The following is a 13,055-nucleotide window of genomic DNA, read 5'->3' on the forward strand; positions in this document are numbered from 1 at the left end:
GATCAGTTCATATCCCGGATAAATGAATGCCGTTCCATGTTTATCCGCACTCCACTGATGGATCCGGAGCAAATGCCTGGCTTAAGAATCCCGCCGGCGCGATCTGTCTTAAAGCAAGAATCGGGGAGTCGCCAATTGAGTCATCATGGCCTGAATACTCGAGAGTTAGAAACGAAGGCGTAATCGGATTAAACATTGTTGGACTGGCAAGCCAGGTTCCTGGTTCAATCGGAAGGCGATCACGACCTGCGACTGTAAAGCTGCTCATTTCGCCGCTGGCGGCGAACACCGCGCAGCGTTGGCTGAGAAGCGTTGCCGCCGTGAGCGGACGTTGCGATAGTGGAATGATCTTTCCGCTGGCAGGGGAGATGGGGGACTGAATCATAATCGTTCCGTTCTGACCAAATTCAGAAGAGGCCTTTATAAGGCTGGTCGCATCGGGCAGCAGCAAATTCGTCGTGATCGAAATATTTCCGCCATTGCCTTGGACGGCATTCGCCAGGATCTGACTGTTTTGTAGGAGCACAGTGTTTGGATCGATGGTGATATTTCCTCCACTGCCGGTGCCGCCGAGAACCGAGGTGCTGACGGCACTGCCTTGCAGGTTCACAATATCCACCGCACGAATGTCGATATTACCTCCAGCCGCCTGCGCGGCCTCGGTGGTGATCGATCCCTTCTGCATGTTCAATTGCTGGCCGGCGTTGATAAAGATATTCCCGGCATTGCCAGGGCCTGTACTACTGGCCGAGATAGTGGCGCCATTAGTAAGGTTGACCATTTGACTGGCTGTGATTGCAATGCTTCCACCAGTTGCCTGAGATGCAGTGGTGCTAATGACTCCGGCATTACTAGAGAGGGAATTTGTGGAATTGATTACTATTGATCCGCCTGCACCCATACCTGTCGATGCTGCAGTAATAAGCCCACCGTTCATGAGATTGACTTGATTCGCGTTAACGGTTATCGCTCCGCCTGTGGCAGATGACGATATTCCAGACGTGGCTGCAGAGATCGTTCCACCATTCTGTACGGTCAAAGTCTGAGCCGCGATGTATGTATTTCCAGCTGTTCCAGTACCAACTGTATTGGTAAAGATACCGCTCCCGGCGCCATCAATCATCACCGTACTCGTCGAATTGCCTAGAGCATGAATATTGACCGTTCCACCCGCACCCGAAGGAACAACAGGCGTACCACGAACGGGGTCGATGCCAATCGTGCTAGGGCTCCTTATTTGTCCCCCACTTGTAAGTTGAAGGGTTTCAGTAACAATACTGAGTTGTCCGCCATTTCCTGAACTTCTGGATTCAGTCGACAAGAAACTGGCATCAGTCAAACTAATATTGTTCGCTGTTATTGTCAGGTCAGCAGCACGGGCAGACCCTCGTGCCACGGTTTCGATGTGTGAGTCCCCACTGAGACTTAAGTGTCCTGGAAGAGATATAGAAATATTGCCTGGGGTCACAGTGCTAAAATTATTTCCAGCGATAATGGAGTTGTCGCTCAGTGTGAGGTTGTTGGATTCTATCTGAATCCCTTGTAGTGTTCCCCCGCGAAAGGTCAAATTAGAAACTTCGGAAGCGTCACCCAAAAGAATATCTCCCCTCGGCGCCTTCACTGCGATGGAGCCCGCGTTTCCGTCTGTGGCAGTCGCCTGAGAAAGGATGATGGTGGAACTGGCAAGAATATTTCCGTTTGTACTTAATAGTTCAATATTTCCCGCATTACCTGTTGCATTGATAGATCCTGAAAAGACACTTCCGAAAACCATATCGATATTGTTATTTGCCTTCAGGAGAATATTGCCGGCGTCGCCTATACCTTCGGTCAGAGTTTCTAGACTACCGAAGTCTTTTAAAAGTATGGACCTGGCTTCGAGTTCGATGTTTCCACTTGGACCCCCCATACTGTCTTTTGCGACGCTGGATTGGATAGTAGTAGGAGCAATAACTTCGGCATCACTGTCAAAGACGCCAAGAATCTCAATGCTCTCAGCTTTTACGCGTACTCCTCCGGACCCTAATCCTTTAAGCACGTCTTTGCCAACATTTGTTTCAATGACTGAGCCATTTTTGATGATCGCGTCTTGTACTACTTCAATGTCCACACCTGCTCCAATTGGCGTCCGCAGCGGACCAGCTGCTGGGCCTGTCGTGTTTGCAGAGATAACGGAATCATCGATTAGAAAACGCCCACCTCGAATGAGTACTGTTCCACCTCCATCGCCGCTGACATCCAAGACAGATTTGTTAGAGATCTGAATATCCCCCAGCGATCCGAAGGATTTACCCGCAACATTCGCCGCTCGATCCAATGTTGTTGCCAGGAATTCTCCTGGGGATTTGGCGCTTGCCAGATGAATAGAACCGCTTGGAGCGGAAAGTTGCGCAGCCTGACCGCTATTGGGACCCACGGGTTCGCTCTCGATGGTAATGTCACCGCCTATCAGGGAGATGCCTTGTCCTTGCGAGACTGAGAAGCGACTCCCTTGGACGACGATAGCACCTGGATTGGAGCCAAGAAACCCAAAGGCTGTAACAGGAGCACTTGTCAAGATACTTACCTGAGTTGGATCGGCATGAAAAACTCCAGAATTGAGAGTTCCTACTTGAGCAAGCCGAAGATAGTCGGCCGTTGTAAAGGCTACCATTCCTCCCGCACTAATCGCAGCATTTGGTCCGAAAAGAAACCCGGCGGGGTTCATGAGGAAAAGGCTGGCATTTGGAAAATAAGCGGCACTATCGATGGCTCCGAATATATTTGAAGGAAGCCCTCCTGTTACACGCCCAAGTATATTTCCCACCGTAATGTCCGGTGTGAGATTGGCAGTTTGGAACCTGGCGGTCTCTATGGAACCGACACTGAAGGTGCCAAAACTGTGATAGATGTTTGAGCCAGAGCGCGTGCCTTGAGTAATTTCGTACACATTGCCAACTTTGGTCACTTGGGTATTAAGTCCGTTGACTCCTGTCGTCGAGGTTACTTGGGCATGGCTAAAACTCACTAGGGAGCCAAAACCCAAAATAGGATGGACAATCAAGGGGAGACAAGAAAGACGAAAAGCAGTCAGCAAGAGTGAAATCGCCTGTTTCATAATTCACCGTCCTCTATATGCAGCGCAATCCAGATGTATTGAGTCGGATTTTGATACAGATCCGGCTCAATACATTTTCTGGTCCGTTATCGGGTCACGTTGACTGCAATCTCAATCAACGCCGCGCTGTCGTATGTAGTCTCCTCGGTCATGTCAAACCACCTAACTTCAAAAGGTTTTCCGGCATCACGGAGTATGGACAATGCGGAGTTTTGTCTGGCGCAATCACTGAGGCCTGACATTTGCGACAGTCTGTCAGTACTGTCCAAGCTGCGCGCAGTCCTAATATCTATTCTCACATCGCTGATGGGAGTGTAGGCCTGCAACGCATCTTGATTAGGGGAAGAAGATCGCATGTAGGGACAGTTTCCCTGACCAGGACAAGAACAATGAGGGAAATATGAGCATTTGTTCCACGCACAACAGATGTGTCCTGCATCTGTGCGACTAACGTGCAAGAGGACCTGCGCGCCGGTAAGCAGACAAATCAGAATGATAGGGAAGAACCTAATCACACGCATCTCGCACCTCCTTGAAGATGTTTGGGTTTATGTTCAAGGAACCTGAATGGGTCCTCCAGGAAGAAGCTCAAGGTACGCAGAGTTCCCTATCCTTACAAATTCATAGGTCTTGTTCTGTTCCAACTGGTTTCCAAGCTTGTCTAAATCATGAACCCGAAAAGTAAACGGCTGGCCAGCAAACTTACTTTTATCCGTTGGATACTTTGATTCTTTATCATCCTTCTCATAAACTATGGATGGAAGTTTGGCCGTTACTTGGTATTTGTTCATGTCCACATTGGTAATTGTAAGCTGGTAAAAACAACTTATTACCGGATCGTCGGCAAGCAGACCAGGCGGCGCACATGGCACTGCGCAACCAGTCAGAAAAATAATAAACCCGAAGGCGACAAGAGGACCAGGCTTGATCATGTGCGCACCTCCTCATGACTATGTGTGAACCGACGTCAGTATCACCTCACTCGCTTTCTCCGCGATCATATAAATCGGTGTCACGATGAAAAACCCCGGGATGTACGGAAAGACCGATGCATCGACCACCCGTAGGTTTGTCGTGCCCCGCACTTTGAAGTTGCTGTCCAGTACTGCCATTGCATCGTCCATCGCTCCCGCTTTACATGAACATGACGCGTGATGCCCCCAAGCTTCATTCATGATCCAATCCCGTAATGCATCATCGACTATGCCAGGTCCCGGCCAAATCTCTTCTGCCTGTCCCTCGGCCGTGAGCCGGCTCATCATCTTGCGAATCCAGGTCACGGCTTCGACCATCGCCTCAAGGTCTTCTCTTCCCTTATTGGCGTCGTTGCCCTCTTCGAAATATTTGAAGTTGATGTCCGGTGTATCGCGGGGATCGTTGGATCGCAGCGTAACTTCCCCTCCGCTATTGCGGGTATGGGCCTTGAGAACAAGCCAGGTGAAATGGTTCTTGATCGTAATGTTCTTGGTATAACCTTGTTCGTACCCGCGAAAATCAGATGGCAGGCCGAAGATGAATAAGTCAGGATCTTGTTTCATATTCTTGGCGACGCTCGAACGTTTCAATACCGCAATGACCACGCCGTTGCTGGAGTACAGAAATCCCTTTCCATCACGACGTTCATCGGGGCTGGCTTCTTTCCATTCACGGTAGGCGGGATCGGTCTGTTCGTCGGCCTCGAATTTCGCATCGGCCAGCGTCGATAGATCCTCTTTCATCTTGAAGACGATTCCGACCTCATAGCGATCCTGCAGATTCTTCCCCACGCCCGGCAGGTCGATCTGTACAGGAATACTATGCCGCTCTAATTGTGACTTAGGCCCAATTCCTGACAGCATGAGCAGTTGAGGACTGTTGAACGCACCGGCCGAGAGAATCACCTCGCGCCTGGCTCGTACTGTCTTTACCCCCAGCCATGTCGCGACGTTCTTTGGGTCCGCCCGATAGAGGTGTGCCCCCTCGTAACATTCCACGCCCACTGCTTTGCGAAGCCCTGAGGAGGATGTACTTGCATTGCCGAGTAGCACCTTGCCGACGAGAACGTTGGGTTTGACGGTCAGCCGGCCAGGACAGTTCTGTTGCACCTCTCGAATCCGATCTCGAACGCCGGCTCGCGTTCCTCCATTAGTGGCCAGCGGCGTGAGATACAGACCCTCCGGCCGGTCTTTGATGGAATCCATGTGATTGATGTCTTTCTTCAAAGCGGCACTGAACAATTTGGGAATCGCCTGACGGATCAATGCCTCGGGAACTGATCCTGGCAGGTCTTCCAAGGTCGTGAGCGCGACGGCGGCGAGAATCCGCTGGAGCTGCGGATCTTGTTTCACGAACCGCTCCAGCGTCTCCTGCCTGGGCCGTTCGGTCGAGAGCCAGCCGTTGAACCCATGACGCCCTCCGGTTAGGGTATCCCAAGTGCGTGATGTGTATTGGCAGCGTTCGACGAGTTGAAAATACTTTCGCATCTTGTCCGATGACCACGAGGCGTCACCGGTGATCGCGGCGATCCGGTCCCAGTCGCTCTCGTGCGGGTAGACGGTGATCATGGCATTGTGGGCGGTGCAGCCCCCCAACGTGCCTGCTCTGGGATACCAGATGCCTTTTCCACTTTTATCCCGCTTGGTGTCATTGCTCTGTCGACTATCGTTAGCATAGTGCCGCACGAAATAATTCCATTGCAGGTTCTGGTCCTCGGTTGATAATGGGTGAAACGCCGGGACGGAGTAGTTCGCGTCTTCGTAGGCGCCCCCGGCTTCGAGCAAAAGCACGCTATATCCGGCTTCAGCCAGGTTTGCTGCCACAGGGCCGCCACCAGCCCCGGAGCCGATCACGATGTAATCGAATTCCGTGTCGCCAGGAGATCCTGGGACTGAGCACTGGTCGGACTTCGGCCTAGCTGGGAGAGGGGAGAGAAGCGAGCAGCTTCCCAGAGAGAACGTCAAGCTGGTTACGCTCGCCAACTTCAAGAAGGTTCGCCGTGAAATGGGTTCCATCCAATGTCCTTCGCGTACGAGCGTGTCAGAATGTTTTTAAAAACTCGATGAGCGCGCGTTTATCTTGCTCGCTCAGTCCGGGCTCGTTCTCTGCCTTGCTCAACCGATCCGTTCCGAAGTAGTGGCCGCGATTTGGGACAAAGTCCGGGCATTTGCTGAGCTCGAGTAGCGGTTCCACGAGGTCTTTTTCCAAAAACACCTTTCGCGCTTCTTCGTCACTCGCATTTAGCGGCAAGGCTTTGAGGGCCTTCTTGACCTTTATCAGGAGTTTGGCCAACTTCCGTTTGTGCGCGATCTTCTGGAAAAATCCTGCATCATCCGGGAGCATGTCCAGATTTGCGAGGAGGTTGACGGGTGTTCCCTTGGGGATCGGTCCCACTTCGATACCGGCTTCCTTAAAGATCGGTGGAAGGACCTGTACGTCGGGGAGAATCTTCTCTTCCAGTTCTATGACGTCCTGCAAGAAGTCTGGAAGAAATCCCTTTGGGATTCGGAGATAGCTGGTCGCGGTTGTGCGGTCGATGACCCCTGGTACCTTGTTGCCGAGGATGGGATCGTTGTCTCTCTTTTCCGGCCAGAGCATCTGTTCGATCGAACTCTGAAATGAAGTCATGCGGGCATCGACGCTCGGACTCGGATTGAAGCGGCCGACACTGTTGTTCAGAAGGTAGGGAGCGGTGGACCACAGGCTCACCAGAGACGTCACGCGTGTATAGCCCCGGCCACCTGCCGGCATCTGATAGGACCGGGCTTCTCCGGTGATCGGATGGTGCACGGTGATCGTGCCGACCGAGGGGAGGTCTTTATACGATCGTGATGAGAAGTTGTCCCAAATATTGTTCTCGATGGCGTTGGTGGCGAGCGGGCTGCAGGCATTCGTCTCGAGCAGCGTCACCGGCACTCTCATGTCGTTCGACAGGAAGTTGTTTTCAAGGAAGTTATCCGCCAAGACGATCTTCCTCATCTCGCGCTTGAACTCCTCGGTCTTGGTCGATTGCCAATATTTATTCCAGCAGTTCAAATAGTCCGAACCGGCGCAACCATGCGGATCGAGGCCGCTTATTTGTGTCGGCAGTTTACTCGAATGGCAACGAGCGCACCGTTCCGCAAACACTTCCTTGCCGTGCAGAAGCAGCTCGGCGTTTGGTGTCATGTACTTGCCGCCGTCGGGGGCATCCTTGAGTTTGTGCGCCCCTGTGGTCTTCAGAAAGAAGAGGGCCAGATTCGGCGTCTGTGCCTCCGTCGACTCCCAATAGCTGGAGTTGTTTCGAGCGTCGCGGATCATGATGGGCGTGATCGGTTCTCCGCCGATCAGGGGTTTAAAGTGCAAGAGCCACTCTTCACTGAAGAGGCCAATGTTGAGAAATACGCGGTTGAGCGCGCCCAATGCTCCCACGGAGTCCGAGCCGTCTTTCAAGACACGGGTTGTCCAGACGGTGGCAGGAGCTTTGAAAAATGAATTGGCAAATTCTGCTGTGCGGCCGGTCTTGTCATATTGCCTCAACGCTTGTTCATAATCGTTGAACTGGCGATTATTCAGGCTGCCGCCGTCCAACAGTTCATGACCCCAGCGTTTGGCCATCTCCAGGCGTGCGCCCAGCTCATACACTGCATTCATCGTTCGTGGATTGTTGATGCTGTCCGTCGAGACCAGCGAGGTATCGAGGGCACCGGGGCGCGATGTCCTGAATATTTGATAGGGAAAGCTGGTCTGATCCGCTTCCCAAGAAAAGATGCGATCGATCCAAAAATATTGTGCGCCAACGTTCGAACTCAAATGTTTCCATTCTGGATGTTCAGCATCCGTTGGCGGCTTTGTTGGAATTGGCCCCACGTGACAGAATGCACAGGACATTCCAACGCGGTACGGTTTAACTAGATTTTTTGCCAGATAGTAGCTTGGATCTTCGTAATAGCGTTTGGGATCCCATTGCTTGGCTGCTTCTTCATCGAAATCGGGATTGGGGAACAGGCGAAGACCCACGATGCCTGTGGCATATCCGTAGAATGAGCCTACCGGCAGGTTTCTGCCGCGAGCCCCGGTCTTGACGCCCGGATACTTTGCTTCATTTTCGAACGGATCGGCCTGACAGTCTGGACTCGCGATGCGCTTATCCAGCCACAGCCCGAATCGCGAAGGATCAGGTCCGGTGGCCTTTTCAAAACAGGGTTCATTGACCAGACCCAGGTAAGACCATCTGTTGTCCCGGCTGAATTTGAGATTTGGATGGGAAGAGAGCGTTTTGAGGAAATCCAGCGTTCCGAAACTGCGTCGCGAGAGATCATCCCAGAATTTGTCATTGCCTCCGGTCCAGACGATCCAGGTATTGCGACCTTTGACTTCCGCCGGAGACAGTGCCGCGCCGCCATCCATGTCTTTAAAATAATCCTCGTCTGCCGGTGGAAAGGATGCGGCGTTCCGATTGGCTCGACGAGCTTCATCGACGACCTGTCCGGGGGTGCCAGACGACTTATTCAAGGACAATGTATCGCAGCTCATGAGAAGGACGATTGACAGGATCACAAGCGATCCGGATTTCATCGATTGATCTGACATGATCGTTCGTAGACGAGACCGGTTGTTGATGACACAGAGATTTTTCATTGCTCGATTAACTCCTGTTATGGACTAGGCTTGGAAACTCAATTGCCGTATGGCTTTTCAGCCGCCTAGCTATGCCATTAACAGGAATGTGGCAATAACCCTTACGATTAGGGCCGGATTTCAGTAATACGTGCATTTTTGTTTGGTGAGTCTGACTTAGCTTCAGACAATTGAATCATGGCTGCTGCAAAGGAGGCCCATAGCCGACTGCAAGGTCTTGATTAACAGGGGAAGTCGATCGAGATGTCAGCAATGACTGTGCCGTTGCCGATACCGACGTGCACTCAGAATAGAAAAATCATGAACCGTGTATTAGGAGAGGACTAGATTGCTTTGTAGCTGGAACCAATATGGCTGGAAAGACCTATCGAGGGGGAGTCAAATAGAATCAAAAAGTAGGTACCATGAATCAGTTTGGATTCACGTTGCATGTCCTCTGAGCTGAGTTCGATTGAAAATCGGGATCTGATGTCGCATCAGCCCTGGGGATCCACGTCAGGCTGTAATATTCACAGCGGTCCCTTGCCCATGGATCGAACACATTGACGACATGTTTCAATTCAGATCGTAATTCTGGAATCGTTCGCATGAGCACCCGTTTCAACGGAGATACCTCCACCGTTCGGCCGTTCGATTTCTCCGGTTCATACAGCTTTCCGTCCGGCCCGTTATTGTTCACCCATTCGATCCCAAGTGTTGAATAGAATTCGGGCCGGAAGCTGGATGTAAAGAACCGGTCACTGAACAGACGCCGCGAAGCATTCAATATGAAGACTTGAAACTGGGTCTCTGAAATGGCAAATCCATGCGGCCGTATTGGCTCTGCCAGCCACCCGACGACGGTATCAAGATCCTCGATATTATCCACAACGAGCGCCCTGTGGGAGCCCTGATTTTTCTCATGGCCCAAGCAATCGTTGATGGGTGTTCCGTCCTCATTGGTTTGCGCCCTGGTAATGGTCTTGCGCGGATCGCATGTGTGGGTGCCATAGATTTCTCGCAAGCTGATTACGAGATCTTTCTGCCGCTTTAACTCAGGAGTGTTCTCGCCGAGGGTTCGATCGATAAAGTCGTCAAAACCGGTCAAGGTTCTCAGGCCATACTGCCGGCGGAATTCATTGAAGCGCGGAACGCCTCGTTCACGATCCCGTATGAGATCCAATGCCGCAACGTCGATCCGATTAGCTTTTCCGAGCCGATCGAGCGGCAGGTTTTGCAGAAACTGGGGGTGATTGTTGAGAGTGAGTCTGCCCAGACGTTGACGGCCCATCGACAGAGCCCAGTTCGCCAACCCCTTTTCACGCATGTACGCGGTCGCGTTACGCCCGACTGTTCGCACGACGGGTATCTTGCGCTGTATTTGGTTTGAAGTGTCGGCAGCGTCATCGGCCAATTCCCGGTAGTTGAGTAGATCCGGCACCATGGGATGCAACCGGTAGACCGTCACGAACTCTTCGGGAAAATTAAACGGTGAGCCGAAATGGTTTGTCCCGCCGTTGATGTCCTGTCTGTTGGCGATATTCCAGCGGTCGAGCAGATTCCAGCAGCGTGTGAACCACAACCGGCAATGTTGATTGCCCTGCCCGATGATTCCAGGCCCTGCCGCAAACGCGGAATATAACTGTTCTTTCTCATCATGCTTGACGCCGGCAGATTTCAATATGGTCTTCAAGGCGGAGGCGACAATCGGCTCTTGAGTGTCGAACAGTCCCAACCAGGTCCCGGCATATAACCCATTCCAGTTGGCGGTCATCGCCTTATAAAGGGGTTCGTCGTATAAAAGCTGTGCCGTCCATTCAATGGTATGAATTTTCGCAATTTCGGCTGAGATGACGAGCCTCGTGACTTCGAAGAGATCGTCGTCGGTGACGTCCCACCAACGGATCACTTTGCGCGGCTCGTCGGGATTGCGCAGACCGCTGTCATCATCGCTTTCGTCAACAGTCGCCTTTGCTCTGAGGGCACGTTCCTTAAAGGCTTCGACGAAACGATTGTGCTCACGAGCGAACACATTGTGATAAAAACTTAACCCGATGGACCAATTATCAGGAAAAGCCGTCGCCTCTTGCCCGGCCCATTGCGGGCTTGCCGGTACATCCGTGAGATCCAAGACCGGCAGGTAGCCCTGACTGTCTTGACGTTGTGACGCGATCTGCACCGTTTGTAAGCGTGACCGGTCCTGAGGATCGCGCTTCACCCGCATGGATGAAATCTGGTCATAGCCGTAAACTTGTGATGCATCCCACCAAGCAGTGACATGATTGTTTGTGGTCTTGTACGCCTGCGCAAGACGACCCGATCCGTCGGAGAATGGTTTCCCTGCCTCAGTAAGATCAGAACGATCTATTCGCCGGCTCGATCGGCCGATCGGCATTACGTCAGGTTGTCCATCAGCCAGGCGGTTATGGCCATCCTTGAGATGGGAGAACCAGTCATGGGTCATGAATTGAATCCAAAAAGCGGCGAGCACATTGAAGGAATTTGCCATCTGGTAATCGCAGGTCGCTTCCGGTGCACTGCCTGGTAAGCCTTCGCATGTGTTTAGCGGACTTTGCAGGCGGGTGAATAATCTATGGCTAATCAACTGAGGATCTGGTTTCAATAACCCGATTCGGCCTCCATGCCGATTTCGTGAGAGTTCATCTCTGGCCTCGTCTGGAAACGTCGTTTCAAACTGAACGTTCCTGGCGAATGGTTGTCCCGTGGATCCCATCAATGGATTGTCGATGTCATTGCACATTCCATCGAGACGGCGAAAGCGAATCGCTTGCCCCGTGCAACTCTGAGAATCATGCCCTTGAAGATGAAGCCACTGTTTTATAGCCGTGCCATCGGTCCCATCACCGGCAGGGCCGCGAATGTACTGTTCGTAGCTCCCACCGTTATCGAACAAATTGAACCTGATCATCTCCATCCGCTGATATTCGAGATCGAGCAATGCGCCTCGAATTCCTCTCCGATCCGGCGCCAGAATGCGGACTGTTTCCAAGGCATCTTGAAAAAGCTCCGGCAGGGATTGGATCAGCCGTGATGCGCGGCTATGTCTGGAGTGGCTGTCGCCTGCAGCCCAATAATTCTGCCAGTCGACCCAAGGCAAGCTCCGTTGGGACACAGCCTTGTCTCCACCACGGCAACGAGCCGTTTCTTCCCGGACTTTTCCTAGAAAGCGAGTACTCCTCTCATGCGCGAGTTGTCGGGGACCGTCGAGATCCTTTTTTGCACAAGCGACAAGATCTTCGGCGTCGTTGCAGCCACTAACGGCCAGCACGGCTAACAAGGTCCACCAAAGGCATCGCTGCCTGTGGGTTGGTCTTTGACTGCAATGAGATGACGGCATAGGTTTGAGGCGACTCGATCGGTCGAAACCTGCACAGGCGAATATGGCGATAGCCGTGAAGCAGTATGTTGACAAACCCTGTGACAACTTCGGAAATGGTATCGTGTCCGAGGTCACAGGCGCCAGCAGTCTGCCCTGCAGGCTGTTCAGAAAGGCCGTCCAGCAAGGCCGCAGCGAGTGAAGAGGCGAAGCGTACTCTGTCCCGTACGTTGAGTCTCTGAGCGATGCGAGAACGCCGCTGGCGGACTTTGTCAACAGCCTGGAAGGTAGCTTATGACATGGACGAGAAAAAGTTGCCAGTCATTGAAGCTCGAAAAGAAGGCCGCGCTCCCGTTAATGGATGCGCGGCCTTACGGGCGTTGAGGCAACCGCTGAGTTCTGGAAGGGTCAGGACCAGAACCAGTCAGGTCGTTTGCTGTCGGTAGCCAGCACTGACCATCGGTCGGCTCCGCGCCACAGTCGCTCGACGAGAATGTATCCTCGAATCATGCTCCTATTGCTTGCCAGTATTTCGTTCCCTTTCGCCTTCAGTTTCGACCATTCTCGCCCGATAAAGCCCAAGAGATCTCCACTTCTAGGCATGAAAGCTCCTTCGCATGTTGACGTTGTCATGGCACGTGCTGTTAGTTGTATTCATCATCGTGCTATCCGGTTGTGCAGGACACTCATCCGTACAGAATTCCGTGCTGCCTGCTGAATCAGCCATGGGTATAAACGTCTTTGCACAAAGTCCATTTCTTTCGAGTCATTCATTGGTTCTTGAGCAACTCTCTGACCGACGGGTTCTCGTTCGAACACAGATTCCCGTTGATTCGTCGCGGTCAGCCATTGATCAAAGCAGTCTGTTCACCGGCTCGCGACTCGGATATGTGAGTGAGGCGATTCGGCCATTTCTGTTTCCATTCTGTGAAGCCTTCCCAGAAGCATCACTTCCATAGGCAAGGAGTACATTCTGTCTTCCATACGCGTCAGTCCTGCCAAATCCTCGCTACGATGATGTAAATAATTATCGCCATGAGGGTGTTG

At 52.2% G+C, this 13,055-nt stretch carries 6 protein-coding genes; all 6 read right to left on the reverse strand.

Annotated features, from left to right (window positions below; translation table 11 throughout):
* Nucleotides 1–40 precede the first annotated feature (40 nt).
* Entirely contained in the window at nt 41–3,097 is a 3,057-nt protein-coding gene (locus W02_RS01235) for a filamentous hemagglutinin N-terminal domain-containing protein (protein WP_173044016.1), read from the reverse strand.
* 554 nt (nt 3,098–3,651) lie between these two features.
* Nucleotides 3,652–4,029, reverse strand: a complete 378-nt coding sequence (locus tag W02_RS01240) for a hypothetical protein (protein ID WP_173044018.1) — start codon at nt 4,027–4,029, stop codon at nt 3,652–3,654.
* An 18-nt stretch (nt 4,030–4,047) separates the two neighbouring features.
* Nucleotides 4,048–6,087, reverse strand: a complete 2,040-nt coding sequence (locus W02_RS01245; RefSeq protein ID WP_173044020.1) for a GMC family oxidoreductase — start codon at nt 6,085–6,087, stop codon at nt 4,048–4,050.
* 25 nt (nt 6,088–6,112) lie between these two features.
* Nucleotides 6,113–8,629, reverse strand: a complete 2,517-nt coding sequence (locus tag W02_RS01250; RefSeq protein WP_370467996.1) for a hypothetical protein — start codon at nt 8,627–8,629, stop codon at nt 6,113–6,115.
* A gap of 472 nt (nt 8,630–9,101) precedes the next feature.
* Nucleotides 9,102–11,804 carry a peroxidase family protein gene (locus W02_RS01255; protein ID WP_197742104.1) on the reverse strand — a complete coding sequence of 901 codons (2,703 nt, stop codon included), beginning with the start codon at nt 11,802–11,804 and terminating at the stop codon, nt 9,102–9,104.
* A gap of 612 nt (nt 11,805–12,416) precedes the next feature.
* Nucleotides 12,417–12,611: a hypothetical protein gene (locus W02_RS01260; protein WP_173044024.1), complete on the reverse strand. Its 195-nt coding sequence runs from the start codon at nt 12,609–12,611 to the stop codon at nt 12,417–12,419.
* Nucleotides 12,612–13,055 lie beyond the last annotated feature (444 nt).

The sequence above is a fragment of the Nitrospira sp. KM1 genome (genome assembly GCF_011405515.1).
GTDB lineage: Bacteria > Nitrospirota > Nitrospiria > Nitrospirales > Nitrospiraceae > Nitrospira_C.